The organism is Muriicola sp. SD30 (genome assembly GCF_041205185.1).
Lineage (GTDB): Bacteria > Bacteroidota > Bacteroidia > Flavobacteriales > Flavobacteriaceae > Muriicola.
The window spans coordinates 289908-315476 of sequence record NZ_JBGEWB010000002.1; the positions used below are offsets into that span (position 1 = coordinate 289908).

Consider the following 25569-nt stretch of genomic DNA (forward strand, 5'->3'; position numbering starts at 1 on the left):
AAAGAGCCGCAAAGATACTGCGAAAATTACTTATTCCTGCCACTCGGCTATAAACAAGTTGGTATCTCTGGTCCCTCCGTTATTGCGATTGCTGGAAAAGGCCAGATATTTTCCGTCATTGGAAAATACCGGGAAGGCGTCAAAGGTCTCCCCATGGGTTACGCGCTCCAGATTTTTCCCATCGATATCTATAAAATATAAGTTAAAAGGAAAGCCTTCTTCAGCTTCAAAATTGCTGGAGAATAAGATTTTTTCCCCGGAAGGGTGAAAGAAGGGACTCCAGTTGGCATTCCCGAGAAAGGTGAGTTGTTTTAGGTTGCTACCGTCGGCGTCGCAGATAAATAACTCCATTTCAGTGGGCTGTACCAGGCCTTGTGCCAGTAGCTCCTTGTATTCTGTAACCTCTTCCTCCGTTTCGGGCCTGCTGGCTCTGAAGATGATCTTGGTCCCGTCAGGGGAGAAGAATGCACCCCCGTCATAACCCAGTTCATCCGTGATCTGCCTCACATCACTACCGTCGAGGTTCATCGTGTAAAGCTCCAGGTCTCCACTTCGCATTGAAGTAAAGACGATCTTATCCCCTTTGGGAGAGACCGTGGCCTCTGCGTCATAACCAGGCTCATCTGTTAGCTGATCTACAATGTTGCCTTCCAGGTCGGCTACGAAAATGTCAAAAGAGTCGTATACCGGCCAGACGTATTTCCCGTTGGAACGCAAGGGAACTTCAGGGCAGGCCTCGTCTGCCAGATGGGTTGAGCCATAAACAAAGTGTTTGTTATCCGGGAGAAAATAGGAGCAGGTGGTACGCCCCATTCCGGTACTGATCATAGGGGGGATGCTGTCCTGAAAAGCATCCGTAGAATTCATCAGGAAGATCTGGTCGCATTCCATACCCCATTCTTTATTGTTCGATTGGAAGATGAGCATACTGTCGTCAAAACTCCAGTAGGCCTCGGCATTGTCCCCGCCAAAGGTGACCTGGCGGATCGACTTAAAGTATTTTTCCTCGGGATAGATCAGGGTGTCTGATCCCGCCATCAGGGAAGTTTCTGTTTCTGTTGTCTTCTCTGTTTTCTTTGGCTCGGATTTACAGCTAAAGACAGCAGTTATCACCAATAAAAGAAGTATTTTTCTCATCTGTTGCTTAATTTTGTTCAAAAATACCCTCAAAAATGATGAAAAAAAGTATTTGGCTCGTTTTTCTTGTCGTATTTCTCTCCTGCAGGCAGGAGCCTGTTAAAACCTATACCCTCTGGGACGATGTAAGTTTCCTCGCAAGTGACTCCCTGAAAGGCAGGGAGACAGGAACAGCCAATGAACTGATGGCGGCGGGATATCTGGCAGAAAGGATGGAAAATCTCGGCCTGAGTCCGGCCGGAAAAGCAGACACCTACTTCCAGACCTTCACTTTTAAACCCAAGAAAGACCCCCATCAGGAGATACAATACGTGGAGGCTTCAGACAGCACCATAACCGGCACAAATGTCATCGGCTTTATCGACAATAAAGCTGAGAAAACAGTAATCCTCGGAGCCCATTATGACCATCTTGGTATGGGAGGCCAGGGTTCACTCCACCGTGGAGAGGCAGCTATCCACAATGGTGCCGATGACAATGCCAGCGGGGTAGCCGTTTTACTGCAACTCGCACAACAATTAAAAACAAGTGAGCTCAAGGGGAACAACTACCTCATCATGGCTTTTTCAGGAGAAGAGATCGGCCTGTTGGGATCGAATTACTTTGCGAAAAACCCGACAGTAGACCTGGAAGATGTGAATTATATGATCAATATGGATATGGTGGGTCGCCTACGAGACAGCAAGGTGCTTTCGGTAAGCGGGACAGCCACGGCCCCTATCTGGCCACAAGTCCTCAATTCTACTAACCAGGACTTTGAACTGGTGCTCAAAGAATCGGGCGTAGGCCCTTCAGACCACACCTCTTTCTACCTGCAGGATATCCCTGTACTCCACTTTTTTACCGGACAGCACGAGGACTACCACAAGCCCACTGATGATGCCGATAAGTTGAACTACGAAGGCATGGAAAAGATCACTTCCTACATTATGGAGGTCATTACCGAACTCAATGACGATGACAAACTGGCCTTTAAGAAGACTAAAAACGAAAGCGAGGAAGTACCCCGCTTTAAGGTAGCTATGGGCGTGATCCCGGATTACCTCTACGACGGGGAAGGTATGCGGATTGATGGGGTAAGTGAAGAAAAACCGGCACAAAAGGCCGGATTGCAGAAAGGAGATGTGGTGGTTCAGATGGGCGACAGTACGGTGACGGATATGATGAGTTATATGCGGGCTCTTTCGGCTTTTGAGGAAGGCGATAGTACTTCGGTTGTCATAGACAGGAATGGAGAAAAGATCACAGTAAAAATCACGTTTTAAGGACAATTAGCATCCTTCAAAAAACAGTAGAATCCAATACCCTGAACGAAGAGTTACCTTTTCTTACTGAGGCATAGGAAATTATTTCATAGATTTACAGACAACCTACAACACTGTGAGATACCCCATCTTTATCTTTTTGGGCCTGCTTCCCTTGCTTTGTCTCGGGCAGAGTTTAAAGGTATCCGGCTCCGTAAAGGATGCAGAGGGAAAGCCATTACCCTATGCCAATGTCATCCTTCTACAGGTATCAGACAGTACTCAGATAAAAGGGATTTCGGCCGACGACAACGGTCGTTTTACCCTTGACAACATCGACCCAAACATCTACTACCTTCAGGCCGCGTATTTCGGCTACAAGTCGGTTTTAGTAGGCCTTGACATCAGGAAAAACATCGAGATTGGGGCTATTGTACTCGAACCCGACAGCAATTGGCTTGAAGCAGTGGAGGTAACAGGAAAGCAGCCCCAGATAGAACGGAAGCCAGACCGCATCATCTTTACTGTGGAAAACACAGTGGTGAGTGAAGGCAATGCCTTTGACATCCTCAGGAGATCCCCCGGGGTCATCGTTTCACAGGAGAATATGGAGATACGCGGACAGCAGGCTACGGTCTACCTCAACAACAGGAAGGTACAGTTGTCTTCGGATGAAATCAAGGATTTCTTAAGGGGCCTTTCGGGAAATATGATCTCAGCGATAGAGGTGATCCCAAATCCACCTGCAAGCTATCAGGCTGAAGACGGCCCCATTCTTAACATACAGACCACAACTAACGTTGCCCCCGGCTATAAGGGCAATATCAGGGCTCAGGCAGAGCAATCGGTCTTTCCTAAATACAGCCTGGGTACCGGGCATTATTTTAAAAGTGAAAAATTCAGCTTTTTTGCGAACTATACGGTTAGCCCAAGGAAGGAATTTATAGATTCTGAAATAGGGATTCGTTTTATTGATCCGTCTAACACGGTTTTTGCCGACTGGAATACGGATAACGAAATCACCACCCGCTCCTGGGCGCAGCAGGGCACCGTGATCCTGGATTTCAATCCTTCGGAACGCGACCTGCTTAACCTCACTTCCAACCTGAGCGTTTCCCCCAATAAGGAGATCAGGAATCAGGTATTTACGACAATGCGAAATGGGATGGGGCAGATCGACTCTACCCTGCAAAACGAAAGTAGTCTGGATGACGACCTATTCAATATTTCCACCGACCTCAGCTATGAGCGAAAGCTTAAAAAAGAGGGTTCTTTTATCAAGCTTAATGCCCATTATACGTACTACGACTTTTCGCGCCAGCAAACCGGAGCCAGTGATTATTTCGATTCGGCCGGACAGTTTATCCGCACCTTTGGCTTTTCCACAGATGCACGCCAGGATATTGGGATTGTAACAGGGCAATTCGATTTTTATACTCCTACTAAATCGGGAAATTTTGAGACCGGGATTCGGGGGTCATCTATCAGATCGAACAGTACCATAGATTACTTTGACGTTAACAATACCCAGCCCCCGTTTAACATAGCCCTTTCCGACGTATTTGAGTATGACGAAGAGGTAGGAGCCATCTATGCAAGTTTTTACCAGGATTGGGGGAAATGGTCTCTGAAGGCCGGACTTAGAGGAGAACAGACCCATGTAGAGGCCAGGTCAATCGCCCTTGATCAGATCAACACCCAGGATTATTTTGAACTCTTTCCTTCATTTTTTCTCAGCAGGAAATTGGGCGAGGAGAATAGTTTTACGTTTGACTACAGCCGGAGTTTAACCCGCCCTAAATATTCAGACCTGAATCCCTTTCGTTACTTTCTCAATGAGAACGATTTTGACGAAGGAAATCCTAATTTAGTACCCAATTTCAGTCATAATTTTAATCTTAATTTCACTATTAAGGACACTTATTATATTGATTTCTATTACCGCGATAACGGCGCCTATATCAGTCAGCTTACCTTCCAGGACAACCAGAACCAGACCCTGAGGGAGATCAAGCAAAACGTATTGGAGAGCACATCGTACGGGATTGATCTCACCCTTGCCACTTCCATCACCCCAAAATGGTATCTGTATTTCTACAATTCGATCTTCTATGAGGACGAGACCTTCCTGGCGGTGGAAAGTGCAATCGACAGTTATAAAAACAAGGTATCGGGATACTATGGCAGTTTGAGTAACAGCTTTACCCTTTCAAAAGACGGCAGCTGGAAAGCGGACACATCTTTTACCTACCTCAGTGGTTTCCTCTACGGGTCCTTTCAGGTTTCAGACAATGCCATCCTTAATGCCGGGATTCGGAAATCACTCTGGGACAACAGGGCTGTACTTTCCCTTACCGCTGAGGACCTGCTCCGCAAGGCCAACCCCACCTTTGTTTCCCGCTATGCAAATCAGGACAACACCTTTTTCGGGAGGCGGGAAACGCAGTTTGTAAGGCTGAGCTTTACCTATAATTTTGGAAACTTCAGGCTCAATAATAATGATGGGGAGATCCGGAAAAGTGAACTTCAACGCCTTGATAACGAGTAAATTCCTGTTAATTCGCGCTTTATTTTTAATTTTGCCGTCCTGAAGCAATAGAAATGCCAAAAATAGGAGACATACAATTACCCGATTTTCCACTCCTGCTCGCGCCTATGGAGGATGTGAGCGACCCGCCTTTTCGCGCCCTCTGCAAGGAGCAGGGTGCCGATGTGGTCTATACGGAATTTATCTCCTCTGAAGGCCTGATCCGTGATGCTGCCAAAAGCGTAATGAAGCTCGACATATACGAAAAGGAACGGCCGGTTGGAATTCAAATCTTTGGCGCCAATCTGGATTCCATGCTGCAGTCGGTGGAGATCGTGGAAAAATCAGGCCCCGACATTATAGATATCAACTTTGGTTGCCCGGTAAAAAAGGTCGTCAGCAAAGGAGCAGGGGCAGGAATACTAAAAGACATCGACCTTATGGTCTCCCTTACCGAGGCTATGGTAAAGCACACCAAACTGCCTGTTACGGTAAAGACGAGGCTGGGATGGGACCATGATTCCATACGCATTGTTGAGGTGGCCGAAAGGCTGCAGGATGTGGGCTGCCAGGCCATCGCCATTCACGGCAGGACCAGGGCACAGATGTACAAAGGAGAAGCCGACTGGCACCCTATAGCCGAGGTAAAGAATAATCCCCGGATGCATATCCCGGTCTTCGGAAACGGGGATGTTGACAGTCCGGAAGCGGCTATGCGAATGCGGGACGAATTTGGTTTGGACGGGGCCATGATTGGGCGGGCAAGCATTGGTTACCCCTGGTTCTTTAAGGAGGTAAAACACTATTTTAAAACCGGTACCCATATGGCGCCACCCACCATGGAAGAACGCGTGGATGCCGCCAGGAGACACCTGCAGATGGCGATCGACTGGAAAGGGGAAAAGCTGGGGGTCTTTGAAACACGCAGGCACTATACCAACTACTTTAAAGGGATCCCGAATTTCAAAGAATTGCGGATGAAGATGGTGACCAGCGATGAGGCTGCAGACGTGTTTGCCGCCTTTGACGAAGCCCTGGAAACTTTTGGGCACTACCAGTTTGCCTAAGCAGCCAGGAGTTTTTTATTGACCCTGCTGCTTGCGATCTTAGAGGCGATTACTCCCAGCACGACAATAGTTCCCAATACAATCAGTACATCAAGGGCCCTGTATTCAACCGGATAGGCCAGGGAAGGCGTAATTTTAAGCCAGCCAAACAGGAGCTGTGACCAGATAAGGAGGGAGGCTAGAAAGATACCAAGCAGGCCTCCGAGACCAGTAACCAGAACGCCCTGTAAAAAATAGATACGGCGAATTTCTTTCACTGTTGTCCCCAGACTGTAGAGGGTTCGGGAATTCTGTTGCTTGTCGAGTATCATCATGATGATGGCCCCAACTACGTTAAACAATGCAATGATAAGCACCAGGGTAAAGATTAGATAAGTGGCCAGGTTTTCGGTATTGAGCATTCGGTAAAGGGTGCTGTTTTGTTCTTCCCGATTTTTAAGCACAACGCCCGTCCCTAGTACTTGCTCAATTTCTGTTCGGACATCCTTAGGGTTGACATCCTCAGCTAGTTCAAAATTTATTCCAGAGATCTCATTAGAAGTCCGTTCTAAAAGGGCCTGCACCAAAGGCAGGTCGGTAAAGACATATTTCCTGTCGAGGTTTTCTTCCACAGCATAGACTCCAGAAGGCACCAGCGCCAGCTGGTTATAAGGTTTGGCCTGAAGGGAGGGGCTGCCTTTCCCCGGTTTTGGCGCCAGGACAATGAGGGGATTTCGGTAATCGTTGATCACCAGTCCCAGCATATTGGCAATCCCCAGACCAATGACGCCTTGTTGGTTGTCGATGGCCCAGTTTCCCCAATAAAGGGCAGAATCGATATGGGTGGCGCGGGCATAGGACGAATCAACACCTTTTATCCAGGCAACATGACTCTTTTGTTTGTAGGTGAGGTAGACTCGTTCTTCCAGTTCGGCAGAAAAGGTGGTGACGCCCTCAATCTGCTGTAGCTGACCCTTTTGTTCTTCTGTAAGTGTAAAGTATTTCCCTGTAAGGGGTTCGGCTTTGAGGGAGGGGTCAAAGGTCTCGCTAAAGGAGAGGCTGAAGGTTTTTAGTCCGGCAAAGCCAGAGAGTACGATAAACAAAGCTGCAGATCCGATGACAATAACCAGGAAGGTGATAAAATTGATGACATTTACCGCGTTCTGGCTGCTTTTGGCGCGCACATAGCGCTTGGCGATGTACCAGGGGAAGTTCATTCAGGATTTCTTTCTCCTGGGGAGGAGGTCCGGGTTTTCTATGGGGTTTTCCCCTTTCTTCAGGGAGCGTTCAATCCCGTCTATGTATTCCAGGGAATCGTCGAGGTAGAAGTGCAATTCGGGCATTCGCCTCAGCTGATTCTTTGTGCGCTGTGCAAGGGCGTGTTTGATCATGGGTTGCTGGGCCTTCATCCCTTCGAGCAATTCCTTACCCTTGGCATTGGGGAAGACGCTCACGTGAACCCTGGCGATGGAGAGGTCTGTGGTAACGCTTACCTTGGTGACGGAGATGATGGTCCCCTGCATGCCCCCATCTGTGGCGGCGCGCTGCAGGATGTCTGCCAGATCCTTCTGGATTACTCCGGCTATTTTTTTCTGTCGCTGCGTTTCCATGGGGCAAAAGTACGGAGAATAATGTGTAATTTCGAAGGTGGAAGTACGAAGTTGGAAGTTAGAAGTTAGAAGTTAGAAGTTAGAAGTTGGAAGGTGGAAGTACGAAGTTGGAGGTACGAGGTTGGAAGTTAGAAATGCGAAATAGGAATTGATGAAAAAAATAGAACACCTGGGCATCGCGGTAAAAGACCTGGAAAAGAGCAATGTCCTTTTTGCCCAATTATTTGGAACGGACCACTACAAAATGGAAGAAGTAGCTTCTGAAGGCGTAAAGACTTCCTTCTTTAAAACCGGACCCAACAAGATCGAATTGCTTGAAGCCACGAGCGCAGACAGTCCCATCGCGAAGTTTATAGAAAGGAAAGGGGAAGGCATCCACCATATAGCCTTTGAGGTAGACGATATCAGGGCCGAGATCGCAAGGTTGAAGGGCGAAGGCTTTACGGTTCTCAACGAAGAACCAAAAATGGGCGCGGATAATAAATGGGTGGCCTTTCTTCATCCGAAGACTACAAATGGAGTTTTGATAGAGCTCTGTCAGGAGAGGGAATAATTAAATTGGTATATCCCTCCAGTTAGGTGATTAAAAGGAGGGTGGTTAAAACGACATACTAGCAGCAAGTTTAAATTCTCAGGGTAAATTCTAACCTTATTTTCTTTTTATGTTCATTTTACCTTGATGCAAAATGAACGAAAAACATCAAGAAGATTTTAGGAAATTTTTTGCCCTGATAGTCATCATGTACAAAAACCAGGGACGTGGCTAACGCTCCATGCTCTTTTTAACTGCGCCTCCCTTCGGTAGGCTCGTTGAACGCAATTCCGCTGGCCACGCCCTTATTTCTGAAAATCTTCGAGCGACTTTTTTATAGTCATGCGTGACATTCATTTAATACAAAGCAGAACAATGTAATATCGATGTCATATCGAGCGCTTGTCTGCCTTGGACACCCCGTGTGTCATATCGAGCGGAGTCGAGATATGACACTTGCCATTTATCTAGGTCTCGACTCTCATGCCTAAGGCAGACAGGCGCTCTACCTGACAACAACAAAGTATTCCCTTCCTGGGAGTGCCCCTTATGCATAACAGCTTCAGGGACGAAGAGGTCAGGGGTTAGTAAGGCTGTTGTCTATAAATCTAGGTTAGTACCTCATTATTAAAACTCATAAATTATATTTGAGCCTTAATCAAAACCTATGGCTTCCGGATTTTTCGCCATTTTAGACGATGTGGCAACCCTGCTTGACGATGTTGCTTCCATGAGCAAAATAGCCACTGAAAAGACGGCTGGCATCCTGGGCGATGATCTTGCAGTAAATGCGGAAAAAGCTTCAGGATTTGTCTCCAAAAGGGAACTCCCGGTGCTTTGGGCCATCACTAAAGGTTCCCTGCTCAACAAGATCATTATCCTGCCCATTGCCTTTTTGCTGAGCGCTTTTATTCCCTGGATGGTGGTCCTTATTCTTGTGCTGGGTGGACAATACCTTGCCTTTGAAGGAGCCGAAAAAATATACGAATTCTTTGTGCCCCACGAGCACGCCCATATCCCAGCAGATATGAAAGTTGAGAGCAAAAGCGACATATTAGCCATGGAAAAAAAGAAGATCAAGTCGGCTATTGTCACCGATTTTATCCTCTCCATTGAAATTGTGATCATTGCCCTGGGCACGGTGCTAGACAAGCCCCTTACGGTTCAGATCCTGGTGGTGTCTTTTATTGCCTTACTCGCTACGGTGGGAGTGTACGGCATTGTTGCTCTGATAGTGCGGATGGATGAGTTCGGCACCCGATTGATCAATCTCAATGGGGAAGACAACAGCATTTCGGATAAGATCGGACGGTTTTTTGTCAATGCCCTTCCTGTGGTGATCAAATCGCTATCCGTTATCGGCACCCTGGCCTTGTTGTTGGTTTCCGGGGGCATCTTTGCCCATAATCTGGATTTTCTTCACAATCCGTTTTCTGCTATTCCTAACCTTTTTTATGAATTTGTCCTTGGATTGCTAATTGGGTTTCTGGTTCTTTTGGCTTATAAAGGAGGGAAGAAGCTTTTTAAAAGGGCAGGCAATACGCAACCTTAAAATCTGCTTAATTAATATCTCAGGGCAATTACTATTCTTTTTATTTTTATGTCCATTTTGGCTTGATCGCAAATGCGCAGCATTCATGAATACCCATAAAAAACAATAGATATGACATGAATAAAATGGACGAAAAGATCAAGAAAGTTTGTAGGAAATTTTTTGTCCCAATAGCTCCAGGAAATTCTATTTCTTTTTGTTGGGGACAAAAATCATGGAAGGGGCTTACCGCTCCATGCTCTTTTTCGCTAGGGCGAAACGCCCGCCTTCCAAAGTCTTGTACGGCGGACAGGCAATTCCGCTGGCCACACCATTATTTCTGAAAACCTTCGGAAACTCTAATTTAACTTTATTCCTCGCCCCTCTAACTTCGTACTTCTAACCTTGCCTATCGTTCTTCTAAGTTTTCTTCAGCCCCCGTTATTTCTAAAATTCTCAGTTTAGTGAGCCTTGCAATAATTTTATTGATGTCCCACATGACACCCACAGCCCGGGCGAGTAAAACTCTGGGCCGCATCATGCCAGGGGAAGGCCTCATTATATTTGTTGTTTTCCCACCAAAATTGGGTTCTCGACTTTTCCGTATTGCCAATTTCATTCATAGAGGTAGTGTCGTATAAGCGTCCATTGACCATCGTATGGCTCACCGAATTCGTATTCCGGATATCCTCCAGCGGGTTCTTTTCCAAAACAATAAGATCAGCCATTTTCCCGACTTTTAAAGAGCCTATATCCGCTCCGGCGCCAATATAGGTAGCACCATTGATAGTGGCCGCTTCCAAAGCCTCCATATTGGTCATTCCGCCCTGCTGCAGCATCCAAAGTTCCCAATGCGCCCCCAGCCCCTGCAATTGACCATGAGCTCCTAAATTTACTTTTACGCCGGCATCGGTTAGTGCTTTTGCGGTTTCGGAAACCAAAATATGCCCGTTCTTGTATTCCTCGTCAGGGATCATCATTCTATACCGTGACCTGGCATCGATCAGCGCCCTTGGTGTATATTTCAGTAATTTTTCATTTTCCCAGACCTTGTCCTTTTCATAAAAATAAAACTCCCCGTTAATACCGCCATAATTGACTATGAGTGTTGGGGTATAGCCCGTATTACTCGTCTTCCAAAGCTCTAAAACGTCCTTGTACACCGGGGCCACAGGAATATTATGCTCCACCCCGGTATGCCCGTCCATGATCATGGTCATATTGGTATAAAAAGTAGAACCCCCTTCAGGTACTACATTGATCCCCATTTCACGAGCTGCTTGCATTACCTGCTGCCGCTGTTCCCGGCGGGGTTGGTTATAACTTTTAACCGATTGGGCACCAAAAGCCTTTGTCCTCCTGATGGCAGAGCGGGCATCTTCCAGGCTGTTTATCGTTGCTTTAAAATCCCCATCTGCCCCGTATAAGATGATCCCCGTAGAATATAAGCGGGGGCCGGTCATTTCTCCACTTTTAATCATTTCAGACATGGCAAAAATGGTCTCTGTATTTGCGGAGGGATCGTGCGCCGTAGTAACCCCATAGGCTAAGTTGGCAAATAACTGCCAGTGTTTTTGAGTGGATAAGCCATAGCGAAAGCCCCCAATATGGGCATGTGCATCAACGATACCCGGCATAATGGTCTTTCCAGCCATATCGTATACCTTAGTATTTCCAGGGATGGCTATTTCCGCCGAAGTGCCGATACTTTCAATGCGGTTGCCGTTTACAAGGATGGTTCCCACTTCAATCACCTCACCATCTTCCATGGTGATGATCCTGGCATTCGTAAAGGCAATTCTACCCTTTGGTTTATCCACTTCTGCTATCACCCCCACTTTTATCCCTACAGAATCCATTTTTCCCACTTTTTCCGGGGAGCCCGGTAAGAAGGTAAACCTGTCTTTAATGTCATTGGAAAAATAGTTGTCGCCCAGGGTCCAGTGAATGGTTTTACTGTCTGAGGACCAATGAAGGTTGATCCCGGCATCTTTTGCAATCTGAGAGACCGGCACCAGGGTAGCCTTGTTGTCCAGATCAATTTCCTTTCCGGGGAGCAATAAGGGTGCTATATAGGCCTTGTGTAAGGTGGTAAATGCAATCCATTTGTTATCCGGACTCGGCACGAGTCGATTGGCGTACTTAGATTTTATATGTGTTCTTTCGTCTTTCCCGTTGAGGTTGACAGACATCAAGGTTTTGGTAAGATTTCCAAAATAGGTGCCCCCTTTCTGGTATAAGATGCGTTCTCCATCTGCCGAAAATTGAGGATATTCTCCTTCGGAAATAAGCCTTTTTATGTTGTTTCCGTTAGCATTCATGGTATAGATCCCCGGTTTTTTGTCATAGGTAAAACCCTGATCTATATTCCCCGATTCCTTTCTAAAAGTGATCTGTTGCCCGGAAGGGCTAAAGGCGGGCGTTCTGTATATTCCTTTTTCTGCGGTTAGCTTTACTGATGTGCCTCCGTTTACGGAAATCTTGTGTATGGCACCTAAATTTTCGTCATTCCAGCTTACGTACACCAGCTCTTTTCCATCCGGGGAAAAGGAAGGTTCAAATTCAAAGTCGGTAGCCTTGGTCAGTCGTTTAGGGGCACCGTTTGGTAATTTTTTGGTCCACAGATGGCCCAGTGCATTAAAAGCCAAGAGCTTGCCATCTGGCGAGGTCACTGCCTGCCTGATAACCAGGGCAGTAAACTCATCTTCCGGGATTGGATTATTAAAATGCACAGTTTCCGCTATGGGAATGCTGGCATCTATAGAAAATGGAATGTTGGTTACCTCCAATGTGTTGATGTCAATTTTATGGAGCTTGCCTTTATTCCAGAATACGATGGCCGAGTCATCGGGCATCCAGCTAAAGTTGGGATATGTGCCAAAAATAGCCCAGGCCTCTTGCTGATCCTTGTTCAGGCTGTCTATAAGCGGCCATTCTTCCCCGGTTTCAAGATCGTGGAGATAGAGAACCGTTTTGGTACGCACACGCTTTACAAAGGCTAATTTTGTTCCATCTCTGGAGACCTGTGGTCTGGCGGCTCCACCTGGGCCACCGGTAATGGTGGTTGTTTCTCCTGTTTCAAAATTATAGCGTTTAATGACATAAATCTGACTATTGGGATCCTTGTTGTATTGAAAATTTCCTCCCGGATACACGTCCTCACTGTAGTATAAATACTTCCCATCCGGAGATATACAAGGTTCATTTACATCTTGCTGATCGTTTTTTCGTTTGGTCAATTGCAGCCCGGAACCCCCGGTCTGGTGATATTGCCAGATCTCGCCGGCACCCAAAGAGCGCTGTGATGTAAAGTGTTTTCTGGCTACAATGTAGTTCCCGTCGGGGGTCCAATAGGGATTGTTCAGTAAACGGAATTTTTCTTTGGTAATCGCTTTGGCTTCTGATCCATCTGCATTCATCATCCAAATATTATCGCCCCCTCCCGCATCACTTGTAAAAGCTATTTTCTTGCCATCCGGACTAAAACGCGGCTGGATCTCAAACGGGATTCCGCTGCGCAATACTGTTGCTTTGCCACCGGTGATGGGCATGGAATAAATATCTCCCATCATATCAAAAACCAGGGTTTTCCCGTCCGGACTTACGTCCAGGTTTATCCAGCTACCCTCGTTGGTAGTGAATTCATGATTCTTATAGTTAAAGGAAGCACCGGGATCAGCCACATTCCAGGCGGTGGAATCTTTTATTTGCTCTTGAGCAAGGAGGGTAAAGGCCGAAAGGAGCAACACGGGAAACAATAGCTTTTGAGACATGAGTCGGAGAGTTTAATTGGTTGCCTAAATATAGCGAAATGAGATTAGAAGACTGGGGTTTTTGTTGGTCGGATAGAACTATGAATGCTTCGTATTCAGAATGTTGAGAAGCGATATCTTTGGACAGGAGTTACAAACTTACGCCAACGCGGGGTTTCTGGTCCTTTTGGTTTATAAAGGAGGGAGAAGTTTTTCAAGTCAATAAAATAACCTTCTTTTATCGCAAGCTGAACTCTCATTTTTAACACTTATTCATGCCCTTGGGTAAGTAAATCCTCACTTTCGGACAGTAAAAGAGCGTATCCATCCTCATAAAGGGTTTGCCCCTTTTATTTTGGTGTAGTTTATATTACTTCACCGGCACCCTTCTGATACGGCCTGAGAAGTGCATACAGCTGTTTATCAGCTTTTTCTAACCTTTAAAACCAACCAAATGAAAACACCATTCTTATTTAGATTGAGGCATGTTTTAGTATTGACCTCTTTGTTCGCTTTTATCTTTGTCCTTTCCTGTACTCAGGATACAGAAATTGATCCCGCTGAGGATCTAACAAGTGTTAACGCTAAGTCTTCAAAGGGCAAAAAAGCGACCAGGGCCTGGAAAGGCAATTTCACGAATGTAGGCGACTTCTCAATACCTCTTGTTGATTGCAACCCGGTAGAGGCAGGAGTTAGCTTACCAACAAATTTTATTTCAGGGAATATGACTCATTTGGGAAAGATACAAATGGGCAGCTATGGAAGACCTCAGCCGGGAACCTGTAACCTTACTGGTCCTAATACTGCAGATGTAGTTTTCCATGTAAACTATATAGGTGCTCATGGTGATATGATCACAACTGTAGAACACGTTACGCTGACGATCGATTTTGAAGCCGACCCTAATGGACTAACTGGTTCTTTTGACAACACCTTAGATGAAAATGGGAACAGAATACCTATTACCATCTTATCAGGTACAGGCAGGTTTGAAGGAGCGACGGGAGAACTTTACTTTAAAGACGCTATCTTTCTTCCTGATCCCAACGGTCCTGGCACCATAAGTTCTTGGAGACTTCACGGTAAGATCACGTATTAGAAACTATTCAGGAAATAAGAAAAAACCCGGTCAATTCCATTTGACTGGGTTTTTTACTTTTTTATTTATTTTCCTATCAAGCGCCTTCCTGCCTCGGACACTCTGCGTGTCATATCTCGACTCCGCTCGATATGACAATTATAAGGTATTCCGCTTCGTCGCTGAAGCTGTGAAGCGTAAGCGACCCTCCCGGGAGGGGACAAAGGGGTGGGTAAACCTACCTTCAGGGACTCGGTATTAAACCAATTCCTCCTTCCTCTAACTTCGTACTTCTATGCTCACTATTCTTTCATCAACTCCAATCCCTGATTCACCCCTTTTTCCATAGCGGGAACGCCTCTGTCCATCCAAACCGGGTTGGGTGCACCCTTGAGGTAATGGTCAAAAAACTGCGCCATACGGATGTTGAAATCCTTGCGGTTTTGCAGTTTGAGGGGCCAGTGGGGCTCGCCGTTGTAGTTTAAAAACCAGGAGGGCTTGCCGAGTCGTCTCAGGCTTACAAAGAGCTCTATTCCCTGGTACCAGGGGACATGCCCATCGGCATCATTATGCATGATGAGCAACGGCGTATTGATCTTGTCGAGATTAAAGATGGGGGAGTTTTCAAGGTATCTAGTGGGATATTCCCAGGGTGTTCCCCCTATCCTGCTCTGGGTGTGTTCGTACTGGAATTGCCTACTCAGCCCGGTCCACCAGCGGATGCCTCCATAGGCACTGATCATATTGGGTACCGGAGCCCCTGCCTCGGCTGCCTTAAAAATGTCTGTTTTTGTTACCAGGTAAGCGATCTGGTAACCACCCCAGCTATGTCCCTGCACCCCGATATTATCCTTGTCAACAAATCCCTTTTCAATCAGGGAGGTGACGCCCGGGATCACACAGTTATAGGCGCTTTCTCCCGGATATCCGATACGGTATTTTACATCCGGGTTAAAGATGAGGTAGCCCCTGCTGGCGTAAAACGGATAGTTGATGGTAGAGCGGCCCGCAGTAGGTGCCCGGTGGCGGTACAGTCCGTCTGAACTGCGCTCGTAGAAATTTACCAGCATGGGATATTTCTTGTTTGGATCAAAATTCTCGGGCTTTACGAGCATGCCTGTGAGCTTTTCCCCATCCAGGGAGGTCCAGTTGACCAGCTCAACAGTACCCCAGTTGTATTCTTTCTGCTGGGGGTTTGCATTAGAGATCTGAGTGACTTTACTAAAATCCTGGTTGGCCACCCTCAGGTCTGGAAATTCGGTAAACGATTCCCGGGTAAAGAGGAGGGTTTGTGCCCGTTTGGCTTTGGCCGGATAGCCATAGTCATAGGGCCCGCTTAAGAGGGGAGTGAGTCGGCCCGACCTAAAATCGTAATGGGCGTAACCCGACGACTTATCCGTTTCCTTAAAGGTGGTGAGTAGTGCTTTTTTAGAAGTATCGATATGGTCTTGTTCCGGATCGAGGATGACGTAGCGGTAGACGGTTTTTGTCTCGCGGCCTTTTGTTAGTCGGGTTGAGGCTCCGGTCTCGGGGTTAAAGCTCCAGATGTCGTAGCGGTCATAGAGGAGCAGGGCCTTGTCATCTTCAGTAAAGCCTGCAGTGCCGTAGGCCCAGGGATGGCTGGGACTGTCGTGCAGCTCGTTGTAGAAGACCTTATCCGGGGTTAGGGCTAGGTATTTTCGTTTTGCAATACTGTAGGCAAACCAGAGGCTGTCCGCATTGTGGTAGCCAAAGATGTACTTGCCTTGCGGACTCAGTTCAACCCGGCCAGGTATTTTGGTAAGGGCTTTTACGGCCGTGCCACTGCTGAGGTTTACCACGGCATAGTCGCGGGCGCGTTGTCCTGTCCATTGCGATTCCAGGGCATAGGGTTCCGGGTTACGCAGCAGGGCGTAGGCGGCATTTCCGTGTCGGGTGAGGTCGGCCTCGGGGTAGGTGGCATTGGCCAGCTGAGTAAGTTTGTTATTCTGGTTGAGGTGGATGACAGAGAGGAAGGCACTTGTGGTGTCATTTTTCATCTGCAATTCCTGTACGGTATAGAGGCGGGGCTCGTCATAGGTCCAGACCTCCACGTTCACGATCTCCTCCTCGAGAAGAGAGGTGTCTTTGATGATGGGGGGCACGGCCAGGCCAAAATAGAGTTTTGATTCGTCTTTGGAAAAACGAAGTTTTTCATAGGCTGAAGGGCGGAGGTCGTTGCCGGTTGTATTGGCGTCTACGATTTTTTCAGCGGAGCTCATCCCCACCTGCCAGTGGTAGAGTTCTCGGGGTCGGAGTTGCACTTTGGTGGTATCAGTGTCTGCGATAAAGCCCAGGTGTTTTCCTGTTTCGCTAAAACTGAGCTGGGCGTAATCGGCTTTTTTGGCCTCGTGAAGGAGGGTCCGACTTTGATTTACCAGGTCCATTACATAGACGGCATAATTGGAACTGTCTGTTTCACCTGTGGTGGCCCAGGCCAGGAATTTTCCTTTTTTGGCAAAGGTGTAATCCGTGACGAATTTAAGGGTGTCTTCCTCTTCGGTTTCCAGGGATCTGAGGACAAGGTGGTAGCCATTCTTTTTGCTTACTTTCTTGGCCTTGCTTTTCTTTTTCTTGCTTTCGGTGCTGTCTTTGACGGTATCTTTGGGAACTTCAATTTCCTCTAGTTGATATGCGATGTAGCCGCTCCAGTCTTCGGGGATTTGATAGGATTTTACGTTTCCAATTTTTTCTAAGGTTTTGTTGCTGAGGTTGTAGATCCCCAGGCTGTCTTTAGGGAGGTCTTTCTTTTTCACTTTTCGTCTTTTCATGGCCATCACGCTGTCTTTCCAGGCGGTGATGGAAAAAACCAGGGTTTTGGAATCGTCTGTGAACCGGGGTTTGGAGGCCCGCTCATAGGAAAAAACGGATTGCCCGGTGGCAGTTTTAAGGTGGAGGAAGTGGTCTTTTTCGCCTTTTTCGAGGCTGTAAGCTACGTATGCCCCGTTGGGAGAAAGGCGTTCACCTTCAATAGAGTTCCAGAGCTCAATATCGGCATGGTCCAGAACCTTTTTCTGGGCGGTTAGGGAAAGGGAAAGAAATAAAAGTAAGAGCATAATAAAAGGCTTCATAAGAAAGGTTTTAATGGAAGCCCTAAATATAGTATTTCTGATTGTCATATCTCGACTACGCTCGATATGACATTAACAAAGTGCTCCGCTTCGTCGCTGAAGCTGTGAAGCGTAAGCGACCCTTTTGGGTGGGTAAACCTCAAGGGAGATTATAAAGAATACTTATCGGAAACTACTGTATTGCCTAATCAGAATAAAAAGAGGGGGGAGGTAGTGCGGAGTAGCTTTTTCCTTCTGATCCGTCTATATACGACCACAAACCCGTATCATCAGGTAGTTCCGTTCCGGGGGCAACAGAGGCAGAGTGGAGCCATTTTGTTTTTTCAACAATTAGTACCCCATCAATTTTTAAGGTGATTCGTTCCAGGCCATCATTTTCGAGGGTAGAATCATTGAGCCTGACGAATAATCCCAAATTCTCTATTTCTTCGGTTTTAAAAGTGGAGGACCAGGGTAAAGTTACCTGATATTCATTACCATATCCTCCGCCTTGTATTCTATTGGATATTCCCTGTCCGTTTACTTCCCAAGTAATGTTGAATTTCTCCACAGCATCATCTTTGCCACAGCCAAGGATCAGAAGAAATAGCAGCCAAGTAATTTTTTTCATAAATGTTCTATTTAGAAAAAGAATATATAGGTAAAACGAAATTCCTTTTAAAATATGACACTAGGCATGTTCATTTCATCGAATAACCAATAAAGACACCTCTAAATAGAGCATAACTAGTTGAATATTAAATAATTACAGAAATATTATTCCGCCTTATTTGAATCAATTCAAACCCAGGAACGTATTAAAATGTAAAAACCCGGTCCCTTATCGGAACCGGATCTTTTATTTTAACTAGTACAGTCAGGGCTTAATCAAGCCATTTACTGCTGAAATAAGCCATAGAGCGGGTGATCTTGCCTTCGTCATTAAAGTCGTGCACATACATGATGGGCATTACGATCTTTTTGTCATCCGATTTTCGGGTAAGGCGGATGTCCCACCAGCTTTGCACTGTCTTACCATCTCGCAGGTCGTACTCCAGATAGTCGGGGTAGCCTCTTACGTCTATGGAACTGACCGTGAATCTGGACATCATCCCCTCCAGATAAGTCTTAAATTCCTCCTTGTTCATAAACTTGCCCTGCTCCATTTCCAGATTTCGGATGCGGGCCTTGTCGTCGTAGAAGCTTAAGGCGGTTTCCATATCCCCGTGTTCAATGGCATGGATCAGCCTGCGCACTCTGTTGATATTGTCGTGGTGGTTGTAGATCACCCCGTTTTTGCGATCTTCAAAACTCTCACCAATCTCCTGATATACCGCCTGGTTGTGGTAACTGATAGCAAGATCAATCAGGCCGTCCTTAAAGCGATACATACGGTGTACAGGTACGTCGATCTTTACGCCTGTTTCGTTGTGTACTCCCTTCATCTGATCCCAGGTTTGCACCCACATTTGCCCGTCCTTGTATTCCAGGGCATCGGGGTAGGCACCCGGAGAAGGGGTAAGGCTGAGGTAGGCCACATTTTTATTCCACCATTTTGCCCCGCCTGCATAGTTGGCTTTTGTGCCTCCTTCTGCATCCTTATTGGTTCCTGAACCGTTAAAGGCTTTAAAATCCTCGTGTAGGTAGGAAGCCACTTTAGCGCTGTCCCCGGCTACCCATGCGGCCTGCATGGCATTCACCTTGGCGATGGCTTCGTGTTCTTTGTAAATGGTTCCGTTTTTCTCTTTTTGGCCGTAGGCCGTCATCAAGCCCAAAGCAAGGGCTAAAAGCATTACTTTTTTCATTGTGGTTGGTTTTAGGTTGGTAACAATTAATTGATTTAAGGTACGGATTATTATTTAATAAATTGAATTGGAGAAAGTTATCCTATAAACGAGTTTATTTCTGAAAATCTTGGGGATGCTCTGAAAAGACATCCTAACAGAAGTTTAACACCTCATATTTGTATATGGCCCAGGATTTTTTAGGTTTTAAGCTTCTAAAAGCGAGACTTATGAAATTGATACAGATCAAAAGGAGAACAAAAACTGAAAAACGTTATACCCAGAAGATGGGGAAACTCATTACAAAGGTGACCTATATAAAAAAGTACGTGGCTGGCTTGCCCGTAAAAACCCTGCACAAGTACAGGGAAACTTATTACGGGGAAGTAAAGAGCTGTGAAGATTGCAATCTTTTTGTTTAAAACTGTTTCTTCGAACTTTCGGGATGCTAAATTTTAGGAGTTGGAGACATTCAATCAAATAAAAAAGGAACTATGTCATATCGAGCGCCCGCCTGCCTCGGGCACGGGAGTCGAGATATGACACTTGCTATTAATATCGGTCTCGACTCCGCTCGACCTGACAAACGACTCCACTCGATATGACATTAACGAGGTGTTCCGCTTCGTCGCTGAAGCTGTGAAGCGTAAGCGACCCTCCTAGGAGGGGACAAAGGGGTGGGTAAAAAGATAGACCAATAGTAATCCACTATCTACGCCCATATTTCTGAAAATCTGCGGAATCAGTATTTGGTATTTGCCGGCGGCAGGTTTATTTTCTTGACTCGTGCTTTACCCAGTCGACTTCCATAACCCATTCTCCTGTTATGGGGTTATCTGTGATCTTGGCAAAGTTTAGGATGGCAAACATGGGTTCGGGGTAGTTGTCTCCCTCGCCCTCATTGCGGTATACTTCTTCCCCGTCTAATCGGTATACCAGGTCGCTTCCTTCCCATTCTACAGAGTATTCGTGGTAGTCGTCCAGAGTGGCCGGAAAGTCCTTTCTATAACTCCACCAGTCGCCCTTATCACATTCGCCTTCGCTTTTAATCGCCCCGGTAGTAAAGTGGTCTTTTTTCACATCTCCGTGGTGCTCAAAGATGTCGATCTCCCCCGAGCCGGTAAGGGGCCAGCAGACGGTTTCATCGGGCTCTTGTACTGGGGATTCGTTGTTACGGGCACCCAGGAGCCACCAGGCCGGGAACATGCTGGGCTGTCCATTACCGTGCAGGCGCAGCCGGGCCGTCCATTTCCCTTTGACAAATTCTTTTCTGTTTTTGGAGCAGATCCTCCCGGCCATATAGGGAGTATCCGGGTGTTGTTCCCCGTGCTTATCGAGGTTGTCACAAGGACGGGCTTCGCCAACGTTTACGACCTTGAGCTTTAAGGTACCGTTACTCACTTCCCGGGTCCCGTATTGCCCATCGGGAACGTAACATTGTTTTTCGTTATTGACCCATATCCGCTGGTCCTGCCAGTTTTCAGGATTAATGGTTTCAAAATCGTCTTCGAAGTCGGTTTCCCAGATCTCAACGGCGGCTACTTCTGTGTTTTCTTCTTTTTTCTCCCCCGACTTGCAGCTTAAGGCCAGGACCAGCCCAAAGGCGAGTAAAATTCGGTTTGATCTCATTTTATAAAGGGTATTGGATATGGCTATCTAAGGTAGGGATATTTTTCAAAAAAGGGCATCGATTAAAGCCCCGGAAGTAGTCATAATCCGGCTGTAAATTTGTATAGATAGCATTACAGATTTACCAATTTTTCAGCAAAGGCTTCCACCTTTTTCCAATCGGTGTATTCCTTTACTGTGCGGGGGTTTGTAGGGCCTTTGGTCATCCACATAATGAGTCGGATCATGGTACGGTCAAAGAAGGAATATCGGGGATAGTCGAGCATACCCGCAAAGGTTGCTGTCATATGGGGGCGCCATGATATTTTCTTAAAGAATTTAACTACGTACGGATTTGTTTCCGGGCTGCTTTTCTCAGTTTTTCGGGCGACGAGGTTTACAGAGAAGAAGGCGGTTTTCTTTGTTTCCAGTTCCTGCTTGCTGGAATTGATCAGCTCGATGATCTTTTTATCATGTACTCCGTAGCGGATGCTGGCTCCCAGGACAACCCTTCCAAAAACGGCTTAGGTCTCCGTTAAAATCCTCAATATTGATGATCTCCACAGGCTGATCATGCTCTAAAAGCACCTGCTTTAATTTTTCACAGATCTTGAGGGTATGGCCGTCAACGGAGGCATAGATCAAGGCGGTTTTTTCTGGCATTGCTGTAGGGTCCTGGATGCTAAAAGGAATTCCTTTTCGGTTTAAAGAGGATTAAACTACTATTTTTTACAGAAACGGAAAGAGAATCAGACTTTTAAAATCTCCGAATTAATTCTAAATTGAGGATGTATAAACACTAACCAAAATTTATATTTCAAATGGATTACAAGAAATCGTTACTAAAATTAGCCATCAGTCTTTTGTTATCACCCCTGGTGGTGTATCTCGTTTTGTTAGCTGCCAAGGCAGCCGGATCAACCTATGAAATGACACATGGGGAAACGTTTATCATCTGGTTGTTAATGGCCATTGTGATCAATCTTTCCATCACAAAGAAGAGTTAGGTAGGAGGGCAACTTTTTTAAAAGGCTCTTAAAGGAGGCTTATTTTGTGCTTTTCATTATGTCCTGGTATTGCAGTATCCTGAAATATGTAGTAATATTGCATGCTCTTTGCCGAGGTTATTTCTTTCTTGTGAAGAAGTAAACGACAAAGGTTGACATAGTGAAAGTGTATGTGCTTCGAAGTGAACAGGACGGCAGGTTTTATGTAGGTATGAGTTCGGATATCGAAAAAAGAATTATTGCACATAATTCTGGAAGAACAAAAAGCACAAAAGGGTATCGTCCTTGGAAATTAATACATTTAGAGGACTTTCCGGAAAGAACTTCAGCAAGAAAAAGGGAGAAATATCTAAAAAGTGGATATGGAAAACAGTGGCTGAAGAAAAAGTACACTAACGTTCATAAAGAAGAAGAATAAAGGTCCTACCTACCTGTTTAAGGCAGGCGGGCCTGCCCACCTGGCGGTACGGCAGGCGGGTAGCTCAGCTGGTTATCTACTGGTCTATCGACACAGCAGACAGGGAGCACCTGACTCATAATCTCTTTGAGATTATTATTTTTGACATATTGATTTTATTCGGTCCTACCTGCCCACCTGGCGGTACGGCAGGCGGGTAGCTCAGCTGGTTATCTACTGGTCTATCGACACAGCAGACAGGGAGTACCTGACTCATAATCTCTTTGAGATTATTATTTTTGACATATTGATTTTATTCGGTCCTATAGCTCAGCTGGTTAGAGCACCTGACTCATAATCAGGGGGTCCCTGGTTCGAGCCCAGGTGGGACCACGTAAAATCCTTCTAAGTCACTGATTTAGAAGGATTTGTTTTTTTAGAGGGGGCATAAAAGGGGGCAAATAATCTATAACTTTTTTGTGGTTTTCCTTATTTAAGATAGATTCGGCCACCGAACATACTTTTGTTATAACACAGCCAAAAAAAGGTGCTTTTCATAAGGGTGAATGCTGTTTTAACCAGCTCTAAAGGCTTTCATTTGTTTTGCAGAATTCTCGAGGAAATGAATTTCACAACAATTAAAGTGCGATTCACAACAAAAACAAGAAACATTACAACAACGGGGTAGGGAATTCGTTGTTACAGTTGTTTAAAAGTCAACAAAGCAAATAATACTATTTAAAATTACAAAAAGTAAATTATGAAAACCTCAAATCTATTCAAATCAATCATTGCAGGAATAATGGTATTGACCGTAATTTCCTGTAGCAAAGACGATGACCCCACCGCAAGTGTTACGGTCAATGGAACTACTTTAACAGCAACACCTTCTGACTTTACAGTCGGTGACCAATCTGATTTCAATGGAGACATCGATGCAAGTTTTACGGGCAACGGTGGTTCCGCTACCCGTATGTTCAGCTGGAACAATGGCTTGGCAACTGCGGATTACAATGCCGATATCACAGCTACCACGGATGGTACCTTCAATATGATCGTGACCGATGCAGACGCAAATATCGTGTTAAACAGATCTTTGAACGGAGCGGTTGAGCCTGATTCTTTCTCTGGGGTAACCGATGCCGGAACTGCTGGGATATGGACGGTGACAATTACCGTCGAGTCTTTTAGTGGTGATGGAAGTTTCTCTTTGAGCGAAGGGAACTAAATAACAATATAGTACAGTTTTTTGGTCAGATTTCCAGATTATTTCTGGTTAATCTGACCAAATTTTTTTTAACTTAAGATAAAAATTCTTGTTATGAAATTACATGTATTTGCCTTATGCGCATTGTTAACAGTCTCCGTTAGCTCTTTTGCACAGGATGTTGAGTTTGGAATTAAAGGGGGGCTCAACTTTTCAAGTATCAATGTTGATCCGCAAGAGGACCTTCCCAATCCCGATAGCAGAATTGGATTTCATCTGGGAGGTGTAGCGAACTTCGGATTGAGTGAAAAATTGGACGTACAGTCAGAACTGTTGTTAAACACCGTTGGCGCCAAGTTTGAAGGGGTTGATGATATTGAACGTGTCAAGCTTACCTATTTGAGTCTATTAGGGGCATTCAAATACAATATTGACGAAAACTTCAACATTGTTCTTGGGCCACAGATAAACCTATTGACCGGTGGTGAGTTTGAAGAGGAGGACAAGATTGAAAACAGCAAGGAATCGTTGGATGCCAACAATTTTTACAAAGGAACGGACTTCTCCTTGGCATTGGGGGTAGGCTACAAAATTGATGATAATATTGAATTGGGTGTCAGATACAACATTGGTCTTACGGACAATAATGATGATGCCATTGAGGAAGGTTTTTTTGATTCAAACCAAGCCTTAAAAAACAGGTTTATACAACTTTCAGCGATATTCTTTTTTGATTAGAGCCTGATGAAAGGTATCTCAATTTGCAACTTGCAAAGACTATCTAAATTATAATAGCGAGTAGTAAAATAACCACCAAGTCTTAAAACGCCTTTGACCTAGAATAAGAAAGTAGGGTTTTTGCCGTTATTGTTATTGTATAGGCTAATAAAATATTATCAATATCATGAGACTTAAAAAAATTTTCTTTGCTATTCTTTTTGTATCGGCTGCGACCGCATTTGTGGCCTGCAGCAATGATGACGACGATGCCATGGTCCAAGTGAGGGTGAACGGAACCGTTCTTTTCGACGATGGTGATGATTTCAATGGAGACGTTGATGGCGACTTCACCGGAAATGGAGGAAGCGCCACAAGGACTTTCGTCTGGTTGAACAACCTGACCACCGCTGACTACAATGCCGATATCACGGCCACATCAGAAGGAAGCTTTCAAATTATTGTCCGAGATTCTGAGGCCAATATTGTATTGGACAGAACAATTCAAGGAGGGACAGAGCCTGATAGTATTGATGGTGTAACTTCTTCAGGTGCTTCGGGATTATGGACCGTAACCATTGAAGTGACCAATTTTAATGGTGATGGAAGTTTTTCTTTAAGCGAGGGAGACTAGATTAAGAGATACTAAACCCATTTGATAAAGCCCCAGAACGGGGCTTTTTTGTTAGCATTATTTATTCTGAGCGTTTATTGAAGACAAAAAATTTGCATATCCATCCCAAATCTTACCCCTAAACTTTGCGCATGGATCCTGTTTTGATTTTATAGCGTTCCGGTAGATAAGCGTAAAATAAAATCGGAATAGGGCGCAGCCTACTTTTTGGACTTGGTAGAGTCCACCTCTTTCCCATTTAATCGCCATGATTCATAAGATTCAAATAGTCCCGGATTTTCGTCAAAAAAGCCCCTTAACGTTGTGATGACCTCCTGCCGTCCAGATTCAAAGGACTTTTCGCGTATGGAATCCAACCGTGAGACTTTTACTCCCAGATAACAAATGCTAACAAGGGAAATCGTCCAGACCGCTATCGTCAGCCAGAACAATGTCCTTGGGATTACTTTGGCGTTTATCACCGCTTTCCTAATGGTGTCGGTATTTTGGTCAATGGATTCCATGTTCCACTTTTCCTTTTCCAGATGTTTATGGAGCAATTTCTGTATGTCATCGGTGGAGGCTTCCACCTTTATGTTATCGACGGTCTCTGTAAGCTTTTTTAGCCTATCGATGGACTTCTTGAAGCCGTCCAGCTCATCGGTCAGCAGTTCCATCACCTCATCCAGTTTTTTGTATCCCATGATTGTT

23 protein-coding genes and 1 tRNA gene are annotated in these 25569 nt (G+C 45.5%); 13 read left to right on the forward strand and 11 right to left on the reverse strand.

Annotation, left to right across the window (positions count from 1 at the left end; all coding sequences use genetic code 11):
• Positions 1–30: 30 nt before the first annotated feature.
• Positions 31–1137, reverse strand: coding sequence for a hypothetical protein (locus AB8P51_RS06305; protein WP_369747942.1), 1107 nt, complete (start codon positions 1135–1137; stop codon positions 31–33).
• A 38-nt stretch (positions 1138–1175) separates the two neighbouring features.
• On the opposite strand from AB8P51_RS06305, the gene AB8P51_RS06310 reads away from it, so the two are divergent.
• The 3 genes from AB8P51_RS06310 to dusB all read left to right on the forward strand — a co-directional run bounded on the left by AB8P51_RS06310 (position 1176) and on the right by dusB (position 5975).
• Positions 1176–2402: a DUF4910 domain-containing protein gene (locus AB8P51_RS06310; protein WP_369748477.1), complete on the forward strand. Its 1227-nt coding sequence runs from the start codon at positions 1176–1178 to the stop codon at positions 2400–2402.
• Between the two features lie 115 nt (positions 2403–2517).
• Positions 2518–4929: an outer membrane beta-barrel family protein gene (locus AB8P51_RS06315; RefSeq protein ID WP_369747943.1), complete on the forward strand. Its 2412-nt coding sequence runs from the start codon at positions 2518–2520 to the stop codon at positions 4927–4929.
• A 53-nt stretch (positions 4930–4982) separates the two neighbouring features.
• A complete protein-coding gene (gene dusB / locus AB8P51_RS06320; RefSeq protein ID WP_369747944.1) occupies positions 4983–5975 on the forward strand; it encodes a tRNA dihydrouridine synthase DusB in 993 nt (330 codons plus the stop codon).
• On the opposite strand, the gene AB8P51_RS06325 is transcribed toward dusB, so the two are convergent.
• Positions 5972–7171, reverse strand: a complete 1200-nt coding sequence (locus AB8P51_RS06325; RefSeq protein WP_369747945.1) for an ABC transporter permease — start codon at positions 7169–7171, stop codon at positions 5972–5974. The genes dusB and AB8P51_RS06325 overlap by 4 nt on opposite strands.
• Positions 7172–7564: a 30S ribosome-binding factor RbfA gene (gene rbfA, locus AB8P51_RS06330; RefSeq protein ID WP_369747946.1), complete on the reverse strand. Its 393-nt coding sequence runs from the start codon at positions 7562–7564 to the stop codon at positions 7172–7174. It abuts the gene before it with no gap.
• A gap of 151 nt (positions 7565–7715) precedes the next feature.
• Here rbfA and mce point away from each other — a divergent pair, with 151 nt between their 5' ends.
• Complete coding sequence (gene mce, locus AB8P51_RS06335) at positions 7716–8117, forward strand: methylmalonyl-CoA epimerase (RefSeq protein WP_369747947.1); 402 nt, start codon at positions 7716–7718, stop codon at positions 8115–8117.
• 646 nt (positions 8118–8763) lie between these two features.
• Positions 8764–9648, forward strand: coding sequence for a DUF808 domain-containing protein (locus tag AB8P51_RS06340; protein WP_369747948.1), 885 nt, complete (start codon positions 8764–8766; stop codon positions 9646–9648).
• A gap of 461 nt (positions 9649–10109) precedes the next feature.
• Here AB8P51_RS06340 and AB8P51_RS06345 read toward each other — a convergent pair whose 3' ends face one another.
• Positions 10110–13400, reverse strand: a complete 3291-nt coding sequence (locus AB8P51_RS06345) for an amidohydrolase family protein (RefSeq protein WP_369747949.1) — start codon at positions 13398–13400, stop codon at positions 10110–10112.
• Positions 13401–13833: 433 nt separating this feature from the next.
• Between AB8P51_RS06345 and AB8P51_RS06350 the strand changes: the two genes are divergently transcribed.
• On the forward strand, positions 13834–14478 hold the full coding sequence (locus tag AB8P51_RS06350; protein ID WP_369747950.1) for a hypothetical protein: 645 nt from the start codon (positions 13834–13836) through the stop codon (positions 14476–14478).
• A gap of 281 nt (positions 14479–14759) precedes the next feature.
• Here the strand turns inward: AB8P51_RS06350 and AB8P51_RS06355 are convergent, their stop codons facing one another.
• From AB8P51_RS06355 to AB8P51_RS06365, 3 genes are all read right to left on the reverse strand, one after another.
• Positions 14760–17546 (reverse strand): prolyl oligopeptidase family serine peptidase, encoded by a 2787-nt coding sequence (locus tag AB8P51_RS06355; protein ID WP_369747952.1) that lies wholly within the window; start codon positions 17544–17546, stop codon positions 14760–14762.
• A 184-nt stretch (positions 17547–17730) separates the two neighbouring features.
• Entirely contained in the window at positions 17731–18156 is a 426-nt protein-coding gene (locus tag AB8P51_RS06360) for a hypothetical protein (protein ID WP_369747953.1), read from the reverse strand.
• Between the two features lie 253 nt (positions 18157–18409).
• Positions 18410–19330, reverse strand: a complete 921-nt coding sequence (locus AB8P51_RS06365) for a nuclear transport factor 2 family protein (RefSeq protein WP_369747954.1) — start codon at positions 19328–19330, stop codon at positions 18410–18412.
• Positions 19331–19539: 209 nt separating this feature from the next.
• Between AB8P51_RS06365 and AB8P51_RS06370 the strand changes: the two genes are divergently transcribed.
• A complete protein-coding gene (locus tag AB8P51_RS06370; protein ID WP_369747955.1) occupies positions 19540–19731 on the forward strand; it encodes a hypothetical protein in 192 nt (63 codons plus the stop codon).
• Positions 19732–20080: 349 nt separating this feature from the next.
• On the opposite strand, the gene AB8P51_RS06375 is transcribed toward AB8P51_RS06370, so the two are convergent.
• The 3 genes from AB8P51_RS06375 to AB8P51_RS06385 form a co-directional block, all read right to left on the reverse strand.
• Positions 20081–20938 (reverse strand): family 16 glycosylhydrolase, encoded by an 858-nt coding sequence (locus AB8P51_RS06375; protein ID WP_369747956.1) that lies wholly within the window; start codon positions 20936–20938, stop codon positions 20081–20083.
• 113 nt (positions 20939–21051) lie between these two features.
• Complete coding sequence (gene hemG / locus AB8P51_RS06380; protein WP_369748479.1) at positions 21052–21420, reverse strand: menaquinone-dependent protoporphyrinogen IX dehydrogenase; 369 nt, start codon at positions 21418–21420, stop codon at positions 21052–21054.
• Entirely contained in the window at positions 21389–21580 is a 192-nt protein-coding gene (locus AB8P51_RS06385; protein WP_369747957.1) for a hypothetical protein, read from the reverse strand. Before AB8P51_RS06385 ends, hemG begins: the two co-directional genes overlap by 32 nt.
• Positions 21581–21738: 158 nt before the next feature.
• Between AB8P51_RS06385 and AB8P51_RS06390 the strand changes: the two genes are divergently transcribed.
• The 6 genes from AB8P51_RS06390 (at position 21739) to AB8P51_RS06415 (ending at position 24879) form a co-directional block, all read left to right on the forward strand.
• Positions 21739–21924 carry a hypothetical protein gene (locus tag AB8P51_RS06390; RefSeq protein ID WP_369747958.1) on the forward strand — a complete coding sequence of 62 codons (186 nt, stop codon included), beginning with the start codon at positions 21739–21741 and terminating at the stop codon, positions 21922–21924.
• A gap of 160 nt (positions 21925–22084) precedes the next feature.
• Complete coding sequence (locus AB8P51_RS06395; RefSeq protein WP_369747959.1) at positions 22085–22342, forward strand: GIY-YIG nuclease family protein; 258 nt, start codon at positions 22085–22087, stop codon at positions 22340–22342.
• A 298-nt stretch (positions 22343–22640) separates the two neighbouring features.
• A tRNA-Ile gene (locus tag AB8P51_RS06400) sits at positions 22641–22714 on the forward strand.
• Between the two features lie 367 nt (positions 22715–23081).
• A complete protein-coding gene (locus AB8P51_RS06405; protein ID WP_369747960.1) occupies positions 23082–23549 on the forward strand; it encodes a hypothetical protein in 468 nt (155 codons plus the stop codon).
• A 93-nt stretch (positions 23550–23642) separates the two neighbouring features.
• Positions 23643–24266, forward strand: a complete 624-nt coding sequence (locus AB8P51_RS06410) for a porin family protein (RefSeq protein ID WP_369747961.1) — start codon at positions 23643–23645, stop codon at positions 24264–24266.
• Between the two features lie 166 nt (positions 24267–24432).
• On the forward strand, positions 24433–24879 hold the full coding sequence (locus tag AB8P51_RS06415; protein ID WP_369747962.1) for a hypothetical protein: 447 nt from the start codon (positions 24433–24435) through the stop codon (positions 24877–24879).
• 200 nt (positions 24880–25079) lie between these two features.
• On the opposite strand, the gene AB8P51_RS06420 is transcribed toward AB8P51_RS06415, so the two are convergent.
• Complete coding sequence (locus AB8P51_RS06420; protein WP_369747963.1) at positions 25080–25562, reverse strand: DUF6730 family protein; 483 nt, start codon at positions 25560–25562, stop codon at positions 25080–25082.
• Positions 25563–25569 lie beyond the last annotated feature (7 nt).

Coding starts and splice junctions, on each gene's coding strand:
- AB8P51_RS06305 (WP_369747942.1), bottom strand. CDS start 1,137: ATGAGAAAAATACTTCTTTTATTGGTGATAACTGCTGTCTTTAGCTGT.
- AB8P51_RS06310 (WP_369748477.1), top strand. CDS start 1,176: ATGAAAAAAAGTATTTGGCTCGTTTTTCTTGTCGTATTTCTCTCCTGC.
- dusB (WP_369747944.1), top strand. CDS start 4,983: ATGCCAAAAATAGGAGACATACAATTACCCGATTTTCCACTCCTGCTC.
- AB8P51_RS06325 (WP_369747945.1), bottom strand. CDS start 7,171: ATGAACTTCCCCTGGTACATCGCCAAGCGCTATGTGCGCGCCAAAAGC.
- rbfA (WP_369747946.1), bottom strand. CDS start 7,564: ATGGAAACGCAGCGACAGAAAAAAATAGCCGGAGTAATCCAGAAGGAT.
- mce (WP_369747947.1), top strand. CDS start 7,716: ATGAAAAAAATAGAACACCTGGGCATCGCGGTAAAAGACCTGGAAAAG.
- AB8P51_RS06340 (WP_369747948.1), top strand. CDS start 8,764: ATGGCTTCCGGATTTTTCGCCATTTTAGACGATGTGGCAACCCTGCTT.
- AB8P51_RS06345 (WP_369747949.1), bottom strand. CDS start 13,400: ATGTCTCAAAAGCTATTGTTTCCCGTGTTGCTCCTTTCGGCCTTTACC.
- AB8P51_RS06350 (WP_369747950.1), top strand. CDS start 13,834: ATGAAAACACCATTCTTATTTAGATTGAGGCATGTTTTAGTATTGACC.
- AB8P51_RS06355 (WP_369747952.1), bottom strand. CDS start 17,546: ATGAAGCCTTTTATTATGCTCTTACTTTTATTTCTTTCCCTTTCCCTA.
- AB8P51_RS06360 (WP_369747953.1), bottom strand. CDS start 18,156: ATGAAAAAAATTACTTGGCTGCTATTTCTTCTGATCCTTGGCTGTGGC.
- AB8P51_RS06365 (WP_369747954.1), bottom strand. CDS start 19,330: ATGAAAAAAGTAATGCTTTTAGCCCTTGCTTTGGGCTTGATGACGGCC.
- AB8P51_RS06370 (WP_369747955.1), top strand. CDS start 19,540: ATGAAATTGATACAGATCAAAAGGAGAACAAAAACTGAAAAACGTTAT.
- AB8P51_RS06375 (WP_369747956.1), bottom strand. CDS start 20,938: ATGAGATCAAACCGAATTTTACTCGCCTTTGGGCTGGTCCTGGCCTTA.
- AB8P51_RS06385 (WP_369747957.1), bottom strand. CDS start 21,580: ATGCCAGAAAAAACCGCCTTGATCTATGCCTCCGTTGACGGCCATACC.
- AB8P51_RS06390 (WP_369747958.1), top strand. CDS start 21,739: ATGGATTACAAGAAATCGTTACTAAAATTAGCCATCAGTCTTTTGTTA.
- AB8P51_RS06405 (WP_369747960.1), top strand. CDS start 23,082: ATGAAAACCTCAAATCTATTCAAATCAATCATTGCAGGAATAATGGTA.
- AB8P51_RS06410 (WP_369747961.1), top strand. CDS start 23,643: ATGAAATTACATGTATTTGCCTTATGCGCATTGTTAACAGTCTCCGTT.
- AB8P51_RS06415 (WP_369747962.1), top strand. CDS start 24,433: ATGAGACTTAAAAAAATTTTCTTTGCTATTCTTTTTGTATCGGCTGCG.
- AB8P51_RS06420 (WP_369747963.1), bottom strand. CDS start 25,562: ATGGGATACAAAAAACTGGATGAGGTGATGGAACTGCTGACCGATGAG.